Origin of the sequence: Rothia koreensis (assembly GCF_052232265.1) — a bacterium.
Taxonomy (GTDB): Bacteria; Actinomycetota; Actinomycetes; order Actinomycetales; family Micrococcaceae; genus Rothia; species Rothia koreensis.
Genome location: NZ_CP197643.1, coordinates 1,574,691 through 1,591,085, shown reverse-complemented (window position 1 = coordinate 1,591,085; position 16,395 = coordinate 1,574,691). Strand labels below are relative to the sequence as shown.

17 protein-coding genes are annotated in these 16,395 nt (G+C 64.7%); 3 read left to right on the top strand and 14 right to left on the bottom strand.

Going from position 1 to position 16,395, the window contains the following annotated elements; all coding sequences use genetic code 11:
• Positions 1 to 20 precede the first annotated feature (20 nt).
• The gene (locus ACTSLZ_RS07005; RefSeq protein ID WP_443094560.1) at positions 21 to 656 is read left to right on the top strand and encodes an isochorismatase family protein; all 636 of its coding nucleotides are present in this window, start codon (positions 21 to 23) and stop codon (positions 654 to 656) included.
• Here ACTSLZ_RS07005 and ACTSLZ_RS07000 read toward each other — a convergent pair.
• The 5 genes from ACTSLZ_RS07000 to ACTSLZ_RS06980 form a co-directional block, all read right to left on the bottom strand.
• The gene (locus tag ACTSLZ_RS07000; RefSeq protein ID WP_443094559.1) at positions 640 to 2,451 is read right to left on the bottom strand and encodes a DEAD/DEAH box helicase; all 1,812 of its coding nucleotides are present in this window, start codon (positions 2,449 to 2,451) and stop codon (positions 640 to 642) included. The two genes, ACTSLZ_RS07005 and ACTSLZ_RS07000, sit on opposite strands and share 17 nt — an antisense overlap.
• A 129-nt stretch (positions 2,452 to 2,580) precedes the next feature.
• Positions 2,581 to 2,907 carry a DUF3039 domain-containing protein gene (locus ACTSLZ_RS06995; RefSeq protein ID WP_443094558.1) on the bottom strand — a complete coding sequence of 109 codons (327 nt, stop codon included), beginning with the start codon at positions 2,905 to 2,907 and terminating at the stop codon, positions 2,581 to 2,583.
• Between the two features lie 84 nt (positions 2,908 to 2,991).
• A complete protein-coding gene (locus ACTSLZ_RS06990) occupies positions 2,992 to 4,569 on the bottom strand; it encodes a hypothetical protein (RefSeq protein ID WP_443094557.1) in 1,578 nt (525 codons plus the stop codon).
• The gene (locus ACTSLZ_RS06985) at positions 4,551 to 5,432 is read right to left on the bottom strand and encodes an ABC transporter ATP-binding protein (RefSeq protein ID WP_436594235.1); all 882 of its coding nucleotides are present in this window, start codon (positions 5,430 to 5,432) and stop codon (positions 4,551 to 4,553) included. The genes ACTSLZ_RS06990 and ACTSLZ_RS06985 overlap by 19 nt, the downstream gene beginning before the upstream one ends.
• Positions 5,433 to 5,640: 208 nt before the next feature.
• Positions 5,641 to 6,600, bottom strand: a complete 960-nt coding sequence (locus ACTSLZ_RS06980) for a tetratricopeptide repeat protein (RefSeq protein WP_129314173.1) — start codon at positions 6,598 to 6,600, stop codon at positions 5,641 to 5,643.
• Positions 6,601 to 6,744: 144 nt separating this feature from the next.
• On the opposite strand from ACTSLZ_RS06980, the gene ACTSLZ_RS06975 reads away from it, so the two are divergent.
• A complete protein-coding gene (locus ACTSLZ_RS06975; RefSeq protein ID WP_238692253.1) occupies positions 6,745 to 8,106 on the top strand; it encodes an AI-2E family transporter in 1,362 nt (453 codons plus the stop codon).
• 12 nt (positions 8,107 to 8,118) lie between these two features.
• On the opposite strand, the gene ACTSLZ_RS06970 is transcribed toward ACTSLZ_RS06975, so the two are convergent.
• Together ACTSLZ_RS06970 and ACTSLZ_RS06965 are read right to left on the bottom strand one after the other, a co-directional pair.
• Complete coding sequence (locus ACTSLZ_RS06970) at positions 8,119 to 8,913, bottom strand: alpha/beta hydrolase (RefSeq protein ID WP_443094556.1); 795 nt, start codon at positions 8,911 to 8,913, stop codon at positions 8,119 to 8,121.
• Positions 8,914 to 8,997: 84 nt separating this feature from the next.
• Positions 8,998 to 9,333 (bottom strand): ATP/GTP-binding protein, encoded by a 336-nt coding sequence (locus tag ACTSLZ_RS06965; protein WP_129314171.1) that lies wholly within the window; start codon positions 9,331 to 9,333, stop codon positions 8,998 to 9,000.
• Between the two features lie 60 nt (positions 9,334 to 9,393).
• Here ACTSLZ_RS06965 and nucS point away from each other — a divergent pair, with 60 nt between their 5' ends.
• The gene (gene nucS / locus ACTSLZ_RS06960; RefSeq protein WP_129314170.1) at positions 9,394 to 10,089 is read left to right on the top strand and encodes an endonuclease NucS; all 696 of its coding nucleotides are present in this window, start codon (positions 9,394 to 9,396) and stop codon (positions 10,087 to 10,089) included.
• Positions 10,090 to 10,176: 87 nt separating this feature from the next.
• On the opposite strand, the gene ACTSLZ_RS06955 is transcribed toward nucS, so the two are convergent.
• The 7 genes from ACTSLZ_RS06955 to atpE all read right to left on the bottom strand — a co-directional run bounded on the left by ACTSLZ_RS06955 (position 10,177) and on the right by atpE (position 16,379).
• A complete protein-coding gene (locus ACTSLZ_RS06955) occupies positions 10,177 to 10,443 on the bottom strand; it encodes a F0F1 ATP synthase subunit epsilon (RefSeq protein ID WP_129314169.1) in 267 nt (88 codons plus the stop codon).
• Positions 10,444 to 10,445: 2 nt separating this feature from the next.
• Complete coding sequence (gene atpD / locus ACTSLZ_RS06950) at positions 10,446 to 11,906, bottom strand: F0F1 ATP synthase subunit beta (RefSeq protein ID WP_129314168.1); 1,461 nt, start codon at positions 11,904 to 11,906, stop codon at positions 10,446 to 10,448.
• 69 nt (positions 11,907 to 11,975) lie between these two features.
• Positions 11,976 to 12,905 (bottom strand): F0F1 ATP synthase subunit gamma, encoded by a 930-nt coding sequence (locus ACTSLZ_RS06945; protein ID WP_129314167.1) that lies wholly within the window; start codon positions 12,903 to 12,905, stop codon positions 11,976 to 11,978.
• 60 nt (positions 12,906 to 12,965) lie between these two features.
• Positions 12,966 to 14,603, bottom strand: coding sequence for a F0F1 ATP synthase subunit alpha (gene atpA, locus ACTSLZ_RS06940; protein WP_129314166.1), 1,638 nt, complete (start codon positions 14,601 to 14,603; stop codon positions 12,966 to 12,968).
• A gap of 144 nt (positions 14,604 to 14,747) precedes the next feature.
• Positions 14,748 to 15,566 (bottom strand): F0F1 ATP synthase subunit delta, encoded by an 819-nt coding sequence (locus ACTSLZ_RS06935; protein ID WP_436594238.1) that lies wholly within the window; start codon positions 15,564 to 15,566, stop codon positions 14,748 to 14,750.
• Positions 15,566 to 16,117: a F0F1 ATP synthase subunit B gene (locus ACTSLZ_RS06930; RefSeq protein WP_238692252.1), complete on the bottom strand. Its 552-nt coding sequence runs from the start codon at positions 16,115 to 16,117 to the stop codon at positions 15,566 to 15,568. The genes ACTSLZ_RS06935 and ACTSLZ_RS06930 overlap by 1 nt, the downstream gene beginning before the upstream one ends.
• A gap of 52 nt (positions 16,118 to 16,169) precedes the next feature.
• Positions 16,170 to 16,379 carry an ATP synthase F0 subunit C gene (gene atpE, locus ACTSLZ_RS06925; RefSeq protein ID WP_129314164.1) on the bottom strand — a complete coding sequence of 70 codons (210 nt, stop codon included), beginning with the start codon at positions 16,377 to 16,379 and terminating at the stop codon, positions 16,170 to 16,172.
• Positions 16,380 to 16,395 lie beyond the last annotated feature (16 nt).

Genomic DNA, 16,395 nt, shown 5'->3' with positions numbered 1-16,395 from the left:
ATCCTTCAGAAAGGTCCAGCATGACCAGAGCGTTGCTCATCGTCGACGTCCAGAACGACTTCTGCGAAGGCGGCCCCCTCGCGACTCCGCGAGGCTCCGAGGTCGCTTCCCTGATCTCCGGCTACCTGCAGACCCACCAGGCGGCCTACGAAGTGATCGTCACGGCCCAGGACTGGCACGTGGACCCGGGCGACCATTTCAGCGACACCCCCGATTTCCAGGATTCCTGGCCCGTGCACTGCGTGGCGGAGACCCAGGGTGCCGCCCTGCACCCGGATCTCGAAACGGATTATGTCTCCGCATACTTCCGGAAGGGTGAGCACGAGGCCGCCTACTCAGGTTTCGAAGGTCTTCTGGCGCCCGAGGAGTCCGTCATGCCGGGAGAACACGAGCCCGGTGAAACGGCCGAGGGCACCCTCAAGGTTTCGCTCGACGACTGGTTGCAGGAGCAGGAGGTGACCGACGTCGACGTCGTGGGCATTGCGACGGATTACTGCGTGCGCGCGACCGCGCTCGACGCGATCGACGCCGGCTACGACACCCGCGTGCTCCTCGACCTGACCGCCAGCATCCACGACGACTCCGCGGAGGAGGCGGTCGAAGAAATGGAAGACGCCGGAGTGGAGGTCATCGAGTCCGCTAGCGTCGGCCGATGAACCAGTTCTGCAATTTGTCGATGCGGGCCTGAATCTGTTCGGCGGTCGCCTGGGCCACCGGGGGGCCGCCGCACTCGCGCCGAAGGGCATTGTGCACGGACCCGTGCGGCTCCCCCGTCCGGGCCGCCCACGCCGAGACATTCTTCGCGAGTTTCTGGCGCAGATCCTTCAGCTGCCGATGATCGGGAACGGACGCGGCCGCGGGTTCAGGTGCTTTCCCCCGTGACTGCTGGTGACGCTGCTTGAGCAGGGTTCCCACCTGGTCGGCGTCGAGCAGACCGGGAATTCCGAGAAAGTCTTGGTCGTCCGAACCGACCTCGTACCCGTGGTAGTCCTCCCCGTCGTAGAGCACCCCGTGGAAGGACGCCTGGGATCCGATGGCCTCGAACTTGCCCGAGGCCAACCGCGAACTCGCGTTCTCCTCCTGATTGGCCTCATCAATGAGGTGGTCGTCGAGTCCCTCGTCGGCCGCGATGATCTCTTCCTCGTCCGGACTGTCTTTCAGGTCCAGGGCGTGGTCCCGTTCGGCCTCCATCTCCTGCGCCAGGTACATGAGAATCGGGACCGAGGGCAGGAACACCGAAGCGGTTTCGCCACGTTTCCGGGCGCGGACGAAACGCCCAATGGCCTGGGCGAAGAACAATGGGGTCGATGTCGAGGTCGCGTAGACGCCCACCGCGAGCCGGGGAACGTCAACACCCTCGGACACCATGCGGACGGCGACCATCCACCGGTCCTCGGAGGCGGAGAACTGGTCGATCCGGTCCGAAGCGGTCTTGTCGTCGGAGAGAACCAGCGTGGGCTGGGAGCCCGTGATCTTGGCCAACCGTTCGGCATACGCCCGGGCATCCTCGTGATTCGAGGCGATGACCAGACCACCGGCGTCCGGAACCGTGCGCCGAACTTCCGAAAGCCTGCGGTCGGCCGCGGCCAGCACCGACGGGATCCATTCACCCCGAGGATCGAGCGCGGTTCTCCAAGCTTGCGCCGTGATGTCCTTGGTGAACCCCTCCCCGAGGTCGGCCGCCATCTCGTCGCCGTCGCTCGTGCGCCAGTGCATCGTGCCGGAGTACGCCATGAAGATCACCGGTCGGACCACGTGGTCCTGCAGGGCTGGACCGTAGCCGTAGGAATAGTCCGACTGCGAGCGCAGCAAACCCTCCTGGTCCCGTTCGTAACTCACGAACGGGATTCTCGAGGAGTCCGATCGGAAGGGCGTGCCCGTGAGGGCAAGCCGACGATGCGCGGGCTCAAAGGCTTCTTGGAGGCCGTCGCCCCAGGTCAGCGAGTCACCGGCGTGGTGTATCTCGTCGAGGATCACCAGGGTCCTGGCGTTCTCGGTCCGCGCCCTGTGCAACAGGGGCTTGTTCGCGACCTGGGCGTACGTCAGGGCGACGCCGAGGTATCCCTGCGCGTGGTGCCCGTCGGAATTCTTGAAGTTCGGGTCGATCGCGATGCCCACACGGGCCGCCGCGTCGGCCCATTGGGACTTCAGGTGATCGGTCGGTGCCACGACGGTCACGCGGGACACCGTCCCCCGGTCCAGCAATTGCTTGGCCACGCGCAGTGCGAAGGTCGTCTTTCCCGCGCCGGGTGTTGCCACCGTCATGAAGTCTCGGGGCTCGTCAGCGAAGTACTTCTCCAGCGCTTCGGCCTGCCAGGCACGCAGTTTCGGAGCCGTGCCCCACGCCGCGCGATCTGGATAGGCCGGGGGAAGGTCGGCGGCTGATCCGCCGAAAAGCGATGGCTGGGAGAGGTCGTCGGGCACTGGTGTCTGGTCACTCCTGATCGTCACGGGTTCTGCGCGGAATGGACGCACTGCATCCGGTGACGACGTCGTCCTGTCGCGGCGTCGTCACTCGTCCACCCGGCTGGACACGTCACGGGGGATGACGCGCCGTCGGGCACTCACGATCGAGAGCGGTTACTCGTCGTTGTCGTTGTTGTCGTCGCCGCCGCGCATGGATTCGTAGATTTCCTTGCACTCGGGGCACACCGGGAACCTCTCGGGGTCCCGGCCCGGCGTCCACACCTTGCCGCAGAGCGCGATCACGGGATCGCCGGAGAGCGCCGACTCCATGATTTTCTCCTTGCGCACATAGTGCGCGAACCGTTCGTGGTCTCCGGGCTCGGCGACTTGACGCGTCTCTTCGCGTTCGATGGTCGCGGTGCCGCCGGGGGTCGTCCCGTAACCGGTATCGTCCAGCGGCTCGGACGTGTCAAGGACTTCGAGGGCTCGGTCAAACATCATGCGACCATTCTACGCTCGTGCCCCGGACGCGCTGAACCGAAATTGTCGTCGCTCGTCCGGGGCACAGAACCGCTCCATGAGTGTCTACCGGATTCTGGCCAGGTCCTGGTAGAGCTCGGGGGCCCTCTTGTCGTACCAGGCTCCCCCGAGGCGAACGCCGACCCAGAGCATGGCTCCCCCATACAGACAGCCGACCACGAGCGCCATCCAGCCGAAGACGGGGTTCCCCGTGAGAGCCCCCACGCCCAGAAGGATCCAGACCGGGAGCGCCAGTCCCACGATGAGCAAGCTCGTGACGAATTGGATGAGCATGTTGGCCATCCCGGAATTGTTCTTCCGCGATTTCCAGGGGCTCTCCCCCGGGGCGGCGACCGGCAGGGCGTAGCGAACCGAGACGCAGGCGCCCACGCCCAAACCGGCCAGGAGCATACACATCGAGGCGCCGAGATTGGTGGGAATACCTCCCGGGGTGCCCTGAAGGAGCATCGCCACCGCGGATACCACGACGACGAGCGGCACGAAGATCGCGACCATGCCGAGGGTGCGCCCCCAACGATCCTGGAGCCCCGTGACCGGTGCCGTCATGTGCAGCGCAAAAGCGGTGTTGTCGTAGGAGACGGAGTAGGAGCTCTGCCAGGCGAGCATCCACCCGACCAGCGGCCCCACCATGGTCAGGGATGCTCCGCCGTTCGCGGTCCCCACGAACCAGAACACCACCAGGAAACCAGGGGCGACCAGCAGGTTCAGGTTCAGACGAGGGTCCTTGAAGTAGTAGGTGGCGGTTCGCGCCGCCACGGCGCCCACCGGTGATGCGGGGAATCTCGAGAACAGTCCGAGCGCGGATCCGGACTTGCTCCTGCTCTTCGACGATGCCCCGCCGGCGCCCACATGGCTGATCTGGTGCGCAATGACCGCCCGCCACAGCAGAAGGCCCCCGACCAGGCACACGGCCGTCACGACCAGTCGGAGCACGAGGACGAGCAACTGGCCCTGTGCCACGTCGCCGGGAAGCGCCCAAGCGACACCCAGCGGGGTCCATCCCAGAACCGAAGCGACGGCGTGGACCCACGAGGGCGAGAACAGGCTCTCCGTCAAGGACCCTGCGATGGGTCCGGCGCACAGCAGCGCCAGGAAGAACACGGCTCCAATGCCTTCCGCCAAGAAGCGTTTCTGGCGTATGGCCATGCCGAGCGCGCTCATCAGGCGGGAGCAGATCATGAGGATCAGGAATCCCAGGAATCCGGAGAACACCGACACCAGTGCTGGCAAGGGGGATGCCCACCCCAGCACCGGGAAGAACGATCCGATCAGCGTCATCATCCCGAAGATACTGATCACGGACCCCGCCAGCTGGCCCCCGAGGATCTCCCCCGGTTTGAGAGGGAACGGCGCCAGAATGTCCGGGTCCAGGGTCGAGTCCTGGCCGGAAATGACGACCGGGACGATGCACCACAGAGCCGTCACCAGCGCCCCGAGGATCACCGCGAGGCCCTGCACGGTCTCGGGCTCGCCACCGCGTTGGGCCATGAAGACCGCGAACACGGCGAACAGGCCGAGCATTGCGTACACCGCTCCGATGATCGTTCCGGCGAGCGCCCAGCCACTGCGTTTGAGCGAGGCCACGAAGTGCGCCCACTTCAGGCTCAGGAGGTTCCCAACCATGAAATCCCTTCCGACTCGACGCGACCGCCCACCAGGTCCACGAACACGTCCTCGAGGCTCGACTCGCCCCGGACCTCGTCGACCGTTCCGGCTGCGAGAATCGACCCCTGGTTCATGATGGCCACGTGGTCGCACATGCGCTGGACCAGGTCCATGACGTGGCTCGAGACGACGACGGTCCCGCCGTTCCTCACGAATCCTGCCAAGATGTCCCGAATATTGGAGGCCGAGACCGGGTCCACGGATTCGAAGGGTTCGTCCAGCACGAGGACCTTGGGAGCGTGGACCATCGCGGAAGCCAACGCAATCTTCTTGCGCATTCCGGCCGAATAATCGGTCACGGTCGTGTTTGCGGAGTCCGTCAGGTCCATCGCTTTCAACAGGTCCTCGGACCGTTCGGAGACCGTTTCCTTGTCGAGGCCGTGCAGCAAGCCGGCGTAGGTAATGAGTTGCCGCCCGGTCAGCCGATCGAAAAGATGCACTCCGTCCGGGAGGACGCCCACCAGGCTCTTGGCCTCGCGGGGCCTCTGCCAGACATCGATTCCGCGGATGCTTACGGTGCCACTGGTGGGCCGCAGCAGGCCCGTCGCCATGGAAAGGGTTGTCGTCTTGCCCGCTCCGTTGCGGCCGACGAGGCCGTACATCGATCCTGACGGGATCGTCAGATCGATGCCGTGGACGACTTCGCGGTCGCCGAAGGCCCGCGACAGGCTGTCGATGCGGATCGCTTCTCGCACGGATGGGGCCGAAGCCGCGTCGGTCCCTTGGCGATCCGGCGACGTCGTATCAAAGGGAGGCGGGCCACCGGCGTCGGAGGCCGGTTGCTGCCCCGTGGTGCTGAGGTGATTCGTGTCTCTGTCCATGGAAATATCACATCACGTGCGCACCCCGGCGTCATCAGCCCACGGGTTGAATCCGTGAGCTTCGCAGGCCGACGTGCATCGCCGTGTGGATCCTGCCATGTCGATCGACACGGAGCGAGGCGGCAGTCTCGTGCAGAATTCACGCCTCATCCTGCACCATGCTGCCGCCTCGCGAGGAGGAGTCCGGTGGCTCCGTTGCCGCAGTCGGTCAGAACAGAGCCCGCATCAGGGCTCCCCGCGCCTTGACCACTCGCTCGTCCTCCGCACCGACGACCTCGAACAGTTCGAGCAGTCGCTCGCGCACCGTGTCCTTGGTCTGCGCATCGGACCGCTGGATCAGGCGAATCAACCGGTTGAAGGCGTCCTCGACATGGCCACCGGAGACGTCGAGGTCTGCAACGGCCAATTGGGCCTCGACGTCGTCCGGACGGGAGGCCGCTGCTTCTCGGGCCTGATCCAGGTCCTGGTCCTGTACACGCTGCAGGAGGCCGACGCGCGCCAGCCCGATCTTGGCTTCCCGATCGGCGGGCTTGTCCCGCAAGGCTTCTTTGTAGGCATCGGCCGCGGCCTCGTAATCGCCCTGCTCGATAGCGGCCTGGGCCTTCTGGTGTTCGGGCGGCAAGGGGGCCGGCTCGGTTGTTCCCCCGGCGGCGACGGGTTCGAAGGTTCCCGTGAGCTGGGACTGCTGGGCCAGTTGCAGAACCTGGCCCAACAGCTCCTGGATCTGCTCGGCGGGCACCGGAGAGTTGTACATCGGCGCGGGCCGACCGCCGAGCATGGCGACGACCCCAAGTGTTCCCTGGATCTGGAAGGCCTGCGCTATCTCGGGGGCCTGGTCGATGTCCACGGCCGCCAGCAGAATACGACCGCCTGCCTGGTTCACGAGTTGCTCGAGCTGGGCGACCGAGTCGACGGCCTGCTGGTCCTTGCCGCTGTACAGGGCGAAAACAACGGGGCCCCGCCCGGACAGCTGCGCGACTTCCTGGAACTCTTCGGTCGTGGTGACCGCGCGACGGTACGTCGTCCCTCCGCCGGTCTGGCTCGGGGCGCCCTCCGGCTGGGCCGAACCGCTCATCTGCGACAGGTCGGGAGCCGATCGCACCGAATCCGGAATGTTCTCCTCCGGCTGCGGCTGCGCGTCGGTCGAGCCGAACGGTCCTGAAGTCATGTCATCAATCCTTTCGCCGTGGGATGTCCCTGAGAGACTCACGATATTGGCACAATCATCTCAAACACGCGGAAGCGGTCCCAACCACGTACGCCGTCCGGGTAATCTCGGTCCTGGAGGACCGTCGTCGGAGAGAGGAGCTGCATGCCAGGCAGCAAACGGCCGGACAAGGCCCAGGGCCGGGGCGCAGTGAGCCGGTTGCGTTCTCTGCTGGGAAAGAAGGGCGGCGCTCCTTCCTTCCCCGGGGCCAAGCCACGGCCGCGGTTCGGCCTGCCCGACGTCGATGTACCTCAGCATGGACCGAGCGGCCAGGGGGCAAGCAACGAGGCGCCCCTGGGGGCCCCGTCCGGGACGGAGGATTCAGCGTCCGAGGAGTTCGACGACGCCCCGAGGACCGGTCCGGACCAGGCCGACCCCGGGCACGCGACGACTGCCTCCACAGCGATGGATGAGACCATGCCGGTCCGCAATCCCGTCCAATTCGGCTTCCTGGTCACCGTGGGAGTCGGCCTGGCGCTACTGGTCTACTACCTCGCGGCCAACGTCGGTGCCCTCGGCGGATGGATCACGGGCGCAATGTTCATCGCCCTCGGCCTGGACCCGATCGTCCGGTGGTTCGAGTCCAGGGGTCTGCCGCGCATCGGCGGCGTCGCGATCGTGCTCCTGGGGTTCGCCGGCATCGTGGTGCTCATGGCGACGGTCGTGATTCCGAGCATTGCCCGGCAGGCCCTGGGATTCATCAATGGCTTTCCCCAGACCTTCGACGATTTCCTGTCCTCGAATTTCATGGGGGAATTGGACGACCAATTCGGTATCAGGGACAAGGTCGAGAACGAGGCCGGCAAATTCTTCGACACGGCATTCAGCGATTCGAGCCTGATCGGCAACTTCCTCAATAATCTGATCAACGCCGGGTCAGCCGTCGCGCAGGTCATCACGGGAACACTCATCGTCATGTTCCTGGCCCTGTACTTCGTGACCTCATTGCCGACGATCAAGGCCTGGGGCATCCGCCTGGCGCCCCGGTCCCGACGTCGCCGCGTCGCCGAACTCACGGAAAAGATCACCCAGTCCGTGGGCAACTACGTCATGGGGCAGGCCGTTGTCGCCCTGCTCAACGCGACCTTTGCCCTCATCGTCATGTCCCTCGTCGGCGTCAATTTTCCCCTGCTGTGCGCATTTGTGGTGTTGCTGCTCGCCTTCGTGCCCCTGGTGGGCGGGGTCGTGGCCGGAATCCTCGTCACGTTCATCGCCCTGTTGAACGGGTGGCAGTCGGCCGCCGTCTATGCCATCTGCTATTTCGCATACCTCCAGATCGAGGCCTATTTCATTTCGCCCCGAATCATGAGCAAAGCCGTGGCGGTCCCCGGCTCCGTCGCGGTCATCGCGGTCGCGGGAGGCGGAGCGCTGTGGGGCGTTCTCGGTGCCATCATCGCGATTCCGGTGGCGGCTTCCGCCATGCTTCTGATCCGCGAGGTGTTCATCCCCCGCCAGGACCGCAGGTAGCAACAGGCCTGGTCAGTCGTTCGTTTCGGTACCGACATCGCCTTCCCAACTGGTCTTGAGACGTACGGGCCGACCGGCAACCCTCGAGACGATCTCGTCGTGAGCGCGACGGACGTATTTTTCACCGACCCACAGGTGCTTGGCCCCGTCGATTCCCTTGACCTCGGCCTGAGGGATCGTGGCAAAGCGTTCGCGGGCCGCGTCGGGCTGCAGATAGTCGTCCTTCTCGGGGACCAGCACGGTCAGGGGAAGGCCGCTCTCGGCCCACGCACCCAGGTCCTCCTCGGTCGCACGGTGCAAAGGCGGCGAGAGCAGAATGCCGCCGCTGACCTGCGACACCACGGGTTCCCTCGATCCGTATCGGAGCACGAGCTCGGTTCCGAAGGACCACCCCACGAGCCAGATGTTCGACAACCCGCGATCGCGGAGGAACCGCATCGCTGCCAGGACGTCGGCCTGCTCCCCCACACCGTCCTCGAATGAACCGTCGCTGGTCCCCCTCGGCGAACTCGTTCCGCGCGTGTTGAAGCGGAGCACGCCGAGGTGCGCCAGGGCGGGCAGCCGGTAGGAGGCCTTCTTGTACACGTGGGAGTCCATGAAGCCTCCGTGCGTGGGCAGAGGGTGAAGGCACAGCAGAATCGCGGCAGGGTCAGCGCGGTCCGGAAGGGCCAGCTCACCGACCAAGGTCTTGCCGTCGTCCGTCGTGAACTCGATGTTCTCCCGTCGGGCGGGCAGGACCGTCGTCGGCCCGATCTCGATGGGGCCGTCGGTGCGGGTATCGGCCTGAGCAGGTTGTGAAGTCGCCATGCTCTCGATTCTACGGGCGCACGCTTCCCCGAACGTCCCGTGAAGATCGAGGGGTGCGTCGTCGTGCCGAGGCGGCGTTGCGAGTCAGCGAATCTCCCAGCACCGGGCGTGCCAGTGCCGACGGTCCTCGATCGCTCGTTGGTCCCCAAAGAGATGGTCGTTCTTCCACACGACGTAATGCGCGGTCCCTACGGGGATGCCCCGGCCACAGCCAGGGCAGGTGTACGGCTTCCTCGCTCCCGACGCCGGGACGTAACGCACGTACCATTCGCCGAGCTCATCCCTCTCGATGCGGGGCGCCGGGTCCAGGGCACGTGAGATGTCCCCTCCCGAGGACCCGGAGAATCTCTGCCATTTGCTCGGACCGGCCTTGCCGTGCCCCGACTGGGTGCGCCGGGGGTTTCTCCGAGATCGTGCCATGTCATCATTGTGGCACAGGCGAAACTGCGCCCGTTCGGCCGTCCCGGTAGAGTGAGCCGGGTGCGTCTAGTAATAGCTGATTGTTCCGTAGATTACGAAGGTCGACTCAAGGCCCATCTCCCTCTGGCCACGCGTCTTCTCATGGTCAAGGCCGACGGATCCGTGCTGGTCCACTCGGACGGTGGTTCCTACAAGCCGCTGAATTGGATGTCCCCACCGGCGACCACCCGGATCGAGACCCGCGAGGACCAGGACTTCGACGACGACGCCGTCGAGCGGTGGATCGTCCAGGCCGCCAAGTCGGATGACCGGCTCGTGGTTCGGATCTTTGCCAAACACCACGAGTCCGACCACCAGCTCGGGGTGGATCCCGGGCTCATCAAGGACGGCGTCGAGGCGGACCTCCAAAGACTGCTCGCGGACCAGATCGAGACGCTGGGCGACGGGTACAGCCTGATCCGCAGGGAGTATCCCACGGCCATCGGTCCCGTGGACATCCTCGCGCGCGACGCCACCGGGCACACCGTGGCCATCGAGTTGAAGAGGCGCGGGGACATTGACGGCGTCGAGCAGTTGACTCGGTACCTCGAACTGCTCAACCGCGACCCCGTCCTGTCCCCGGTGCGCGGAATGTTTGCGGCCCAGCTCATCAAGCCCCAGGCCCGGACACTCGCGGAGGACCGCGGCATCGCCTGCGTGACTCTCGATTACGACGCGATGCGCGGCGTCGACGATTCCGAGGGCCGCCTGTTCTGAATCACCGGCGGTGTACACCAAGGGCCCGGCACTGTGGTCAGTGCCGGGCCCTTGGTCCGTTCCGAACGACTTCTGCGTCGCGGGCTGCTACAGGTCGGAGCTGCTGGTCGCAGCGATCACGACGCTGTCGTTGGACACCGTGAGGAATCCTTCCTGCAGACGAGCCGTCTTCCGCTCACCGTCAACGGGGTCGATCACGAGTTCCCCGTCCTCCGCTAGGAGGGCGAGGGTCGGCGCATGGCCCGCCATCACGCCGATGTCACCGGCGGCGGTGCGGGCGCGCACATACTTGGCTTCGCCCTTCCACACGACGGCCTCGCGGGAAACCACTTCTACCTTCAGAACGGATGCCATGATCAGTTACCGCCCTGTTCCTTGAGCTCGGCCCACTGGCGCTCGACGTCGTCCAGGCCACCGACGTTGTAGAACGCCTGCTCGGGGACGTGGTCCAGTTCGCCGTCGCAAATCGCGGTGAAGCCCTCGATCGTGTCCTTGATGTTGACGGTCGAGCCCTCGACACCGGTGAACTGCTTCGCGGTGTAAGTGTTCTGGGACAGGAACTGCTCGATGCGGCGTGCGCGCGAGACAACGACCTTCTGCTCCTCGGACAGCTCGTCGACACCGAGGATCGCGATGATGTCCTGCAGGTCCTTGTTCTCCTGCAGGATCGACTTCACGCGCACGGCGGTGTCGTAGTGGTCCTGGCCGATGTACTGGGGGTCGAGGATTCGCGACGTCGAGGTCAGCGGATCCACGGCCGGGTACAGACCGCGCGAGGCAATGTCACGGGACAGCTCGGTGGTCGCGTCCAAGTGAGCGAACGTCGTGGCCGGTGCCGGGTCGGTGTAGTCGTCCGCGGGAACGTAGATCGCCTGCATCGAGGTAATCGAGTGGCCGCGGGTCGAGGTGATGCGCTCCTGGAGCACGCCCATCTCGTCGGCCAGGGTCGGCTGGTAGCCCACCGCCGAGGGCATGCGACCGAGAAGGGTCGAAACCTCGGAGCCCGCCTGGGTGAAGCGGAAGATGTTGTCGATGAACAGCAGCACGTCCTGGTTCTTGACGTCGCGGAAGTACTCGGCCATGGTCAGGCCGCTCAGCGCGACGCGCAGACGCGTTCCCGGGGGCTCGTCCATCTGGCCGAAGACCAGGGCGGTGTCCTTGAGAACACCGGCCTCGTCCATCTCGACCCAGAGGTCGTTGCCCTCACGAGTACGTTCGCCGACACCGGCGAAGACCGACGTACCACCGAAGTTGCGGGCAACACGGGTGATCATTTCCTGGATCAGCACGGTCTTGCCCACGCCGGCGCCACCGAACAGACCGATCTTGCCGCCCTGGATGTAGGGGGTCAGCAGGTCGATGACCTTGATGCCGGTCTCCAGCATCTGGGTCGAGCCCTCGAGCTGCGCGAAGTTCGGTGCTTTGCGGTGGATGGGCCAGAATTCGCTGGCCTCGATCTGGTCGTCGTCGACGTCGAGCGAATTGCCCAGAACGTTGAAGATGTGCCCCTTGACGCCGTCACCGACGGGAACGGAGATGGCGGCCCCGGTGTCCTGGACCGGGGTGCCACGGACCAGTCCGTCGGTCTGCTGCAGGGAAATCGCGCGGACCAGGTTGTCACCGAGGTGCTGCGCAACCTCGAAGGTGATCTTCTTGGTCTGGCCGCCGATGGTCAGCTCGGTGGTCAGAGCGTTGTAGATGTCGGGGACCTGGCCGGCCGGGAACTCGACGTCGACCACGGGGCCGATCACTCGAGCTACGCGTCCGACGCCGCCCTGGACCGACGCGTTGGTCGATTCGTTCATGGTGGCTGTCATTCTTTCACTTACCTCTTCGCAGAAATCTCTGTGCGCACGTTCTGTACGTGGTGTCTGTGGATGGGATGGTCAGGAGGCGGCCAAGGAATCGGCACCCGCAACGATCTCGCTGAGCTCCTGGGTGACCTCCGCCTGGCGGGCGTTGTTCATCAGGCGCGTGTACTGCTTGACGAGATCGTCGGCGTTGTCGCCCGCGGACTTCATCGCGCGCTGGCGGGAAGCCAATTCGCTCGCGGCCGCCTGCAGCAGGCAGGAGAAGATCCGCGTTTCGATGTACCTGGGCAACAACTGGTCGAGGACTTCCTCCGCGCTCGGTTCGAACTCGAAGGATGCGGCGTTGTCGAATTCGTCGTCGCTGACGTCCTCGCCCGGTACGATCTCCTCGCCCATCTCCTTCGCGTCCACGACGGTCAGGGGCAGCAACCGGAGAATCTTGGGCTCTTGGGAGACCATCGACTGGAACTGGGTGTAGACGATGTGGAGGTCGTCCACGCCGCCTTCCTCGTACGGAGTCGAGTAACGGTCCAGGAGGACCTCTCCGATCTCCCGAGCCGTCTCGACGTGGGGATTGTCCGTGTCCCCCGTCCACACCTTCTCGTAGGTACGGTTGCGGAAATCGTAGTACTGCTGGGCCTTGCGCCCGACGATGTAGAGCTCGACCTCACGACCGTCCTGGCGCAACCGCTCAATCAGGCCTTCGGCCTTCTTGATCGCGTTGACGGAGTAGGACCCGGCCTTGCCCATGTCACTCGTCATGACCAGAACGGCCGACCGACGTGATTCCGAACCGTCGCTGATGAGCGGGTGCGTGATCGACGTCTGGGTGGCCACTGCGCTGACGGCCCTGGTCAGGGCGTTCGCGTAGGGACCGGTCTCGTTCGAACGCCTGCGGGCACGGTTGATGCGGGAAGTCGCGATCATCTCCATCGCCTTGAAGATCTTCTTCATGGACGACGTCGAAGCAATCTTCCGACGGTAAACCCTGATCTGGGCTCCCATAGAGCTTCCTTTCAGCCCGGACGGTGCGCGGCCCCTTCCGGAACCGCGCACCCTCAGGTCTTATCGCTTGACGATCTGTTCCTGATCAACGTCCGCATCGTTCACGGGAGTGGCCTCCTCGTTCCCGGCCTGCACCGAACCCGAGGCGTTGTTCTGGCCCGCCGTGAAGTCGCGCTTGACGCTCTCGACCGCAGTCTGCAGCGCGGAGACGGTGTCGTCCTCGAGCTTTCCGGTATCCCGAATGCTGTCCAGCACGTTGGTCTGCCGACGCAGGTGGTCGATGAAGCGCTCCTCGAAGTCCAGCACCTGCGACACCTCGAGGTCATCGAGATGGCCCTTGGTTCCGGCCCAGATCGAGACGACCTGCTCCTCGACGGGGTACGGGGTGTACTGGGGCTGACGGAGCAACTCCATGAGGCGTGCGCCCCGGACGAGCTGCCGGCGGGACACCTCGTCCAGGTCGGAGGCGAACATCGCGAATGCCTGCATCGACCGGTACTGAGCGAGGTCCAGCTTGAGCGTGCCGGAAACCTTCTTCATCGCCTTGATCTGTGCCGAACCGCCCACACGCGAGACCGAGACGCCGACGTCGACCGCCGGGCGCTGGTTCGAGTTGAAGAGGTCCGACTGAAGGAAGATCTGACCGTCGGTAATCGAAATGACGTTGGTCGGGATGAAGGCCGAGACGTCGTTCGCCTTGGTCTCGATGATCGGCAAACCGGTCATCGACCCCGCACCGAGCTCGTCCGAGAGCTTCGCGCAACGCTCCAACAAACGGGAGTGCAGGTAGAAGACGTCACCCGGGTAGGCCTCGCGTCCCGGAGGACGACGCAGGAGGAGGGACACCGCGCGGTAGGCCTCGGCCTGCTTGGAGAGGTCATCGAAGACGATGAGCACGTGCTTTCCGCCGTACATCCAGTGCTGACCGATCGCGGAACCGGCGTAGGGAGCCAGATACTTGAAACCAGCGGCGTCGGATGCCGGGGAGGCAACGATCGTGGTGTACTCGAGGGCGCCGTTCTCTTCCAGGGTCTGGCGAACCGAGGCGATGGTCGACGCCTTCTGGCCGACGGCGACGTAGATGCAACGCACCTGCTTGTTGACGTCTCCCGATTCCCAGTTGTCCTTCTGGTTCAGGATGGCGTCCACGCCGAGGGCGGTCTTGCCGGTCTGGCGGTCACCGATGATCAGCTGACGCTGTCCCCGACCGATCGGGATCATGGCGTCGATGGCCTTGGTACCGGTCTGCAGGGGCTCATGAACCGACTTGCGCTGGGTCACGCCCGGAGCCTGGAGCTCCAGGGCACGGCGACCTTCCGACTCGACGGGTCCCAGATCGTCGATCGGCTGGCCCAACGGGTCGACGACGCGGCCCAAGAATGCATCGCCCACGGGAACCGAAAGGACTTCCCCGGTTCGATGAACTTCCTGTCCTTCTTCAATGCCGGCGAAATCGCCGAGTACGATCGCTCCGATGTCGCGAGTATCGAGGCTCTGGGCCAGGCCCAGCGTTCCGTCCTCGAAGCGAAGAAGCTCGTTCGCCATGACCGAGGGAAGGCCCTCGACACGGGCGATGCCATCAGCTGCGCTGCTGACGCGTCCGACTTCCACTCGCTGTGCGTCGCCGGGTTCGTACGATGCCGCGAACTCGTCGAGCGCGCTGCGGACATCATCGGCATTGATGGTCAAATCGGCCATCTTGTGTCCCTGCTCTCCTTGATTGGTGGTCCCACGTGCTGTTGGAACCGAGTGTACGTGTATGGGGGTGGATCGCACCGTGAATTCCGGACGGCCTCACGAGTGATCCAACTGTGTATCAGACTGAATCGCTGCGGGCGGTCGTCACGAGGCAGACAGTGTCTGGTCCAAATTCGCGATGCGGGTGGACATGGTTCCGTCGATGACTTCGTCCCCGACCTGAACCTTGAGACCGCCGACGACGTCCGGGTCCACCGTGACGTCGAGGGTCATGTCCCGCTGGTAAACGCCGGAGATGGCCTTCTCGAGGCGATCGAGCCTCTGGTCGTCGAGGGGAACACTGGTGGTGACCTTCGCAATGAAACGCTGCGAAAGCGACACCAGGATTCCCGCGAACTTCTCGGCGAGGTCGGCCGGAAGAACCCCACGCGGGTGCTCCACGATCTGGTCGATCAGCAGACGGCCTTCCTCGGTCCTGGCGGGACTGATTCGCGCAGCCAACTGCTTCTTCGCCGATGCGTCCGCACGCTGGTCGGTCAATGCCGTCTGGATCTCCGGAGATGCCTGAACCGCCTTGGAGAAGCCCAGGACGTCGTCGATCACTTCGGAGAGTGCATCCTTGCCGGCCCGGTTCTCCGCGGCGAAGGCCGCCGCGAGCACCCCGAGGTGTTCCAGGGCATCGCCGAGTTCCCGCTCGGCAGACCAACGAGCCTCCGCCGCGCGCGCCACGGATTCACGCACGGCGGGGTAAACCTTGCCCTCCAGAACGGAAGAGGCGATCTTGCCGCGCACTTCCTGCTCTCGCGAGGGGTCGGTCAGACCGCGGCGCAGTGCGCCGTTGTTGTCCACCAGATCGGCGACCGAGAAGAGCTCCTCGCTCATCGAGGCATTGGCCTCGGTGGAGAAACGCTGCTCGAACAGCCGGCTCAGCTTCGTGAGTGATTCAGTCGATACGCCTGCCATTACTTGGTCGCACCTGCACTTCGTTGCTGGGACGACTCGAGGTCGGCCAGGAAGCGGTCCACCACGCGGTTGGAGCGTTCGTCGTCGTTCAACGACTCCCCAACGATCTTGCTGGCGAGTTCGGTGGCCAGGGTGCCCACCTCGGTGCGCAGGGAAACCAACGCGGCCGAACGTTCGGCCTGGATGGTCTTCTGCGCATTCTCGGTGATCCTCGCCGCCTCGGTAGCGGCACGCTCCTTGTGTTCGGCGACGATCTGTTCGCCTTCCGCACGAGCGTCCTCGCGGATCTTCTGCGCTTCGAGTCGAGCGGACTCCAGCTGCTGGTTGTACTCCTCACGAGCAGCCGCAGCCTCGGCCTGGGCCTTTTCGGCCTTGGCCAATCCACCCTCGATTGCCTCCTTGCGATCCTGGTAGATCTTCTCGAAGGTCGGGGCGATGAACTTGACGACGATGTACAGAAGGATCAGGAACCCGAGGCCGGTGATGAGAACTTCCCACCAGTCAGGGCGAAGAGGGCTTGCACCCTCTTCCGCTGCCATCAAGAGTGACATAAAGGAGATTCCTGTTCTCTAGTTCTGTCTTGGATTGAGCAACCGGTTGGGGCTACTGGATGAATGCCAGAACCAGACCAAGAATCGCGAGAGCCTCGACCACGGCGAAGCCCAGGAACAGCATGGGCTGCAGGACGCGCTGGGACTCGGGCTGGCGTGCAACGGAGGTCATGTAGGCCGCGAAGATGAGGCCGACGCCGACACCGCCGCCGATGGCTGCGAGACCGTAACCGATGGCGCTGAGCGAACCTGTGATTTCCATTGGCTTTTTCCTTTCG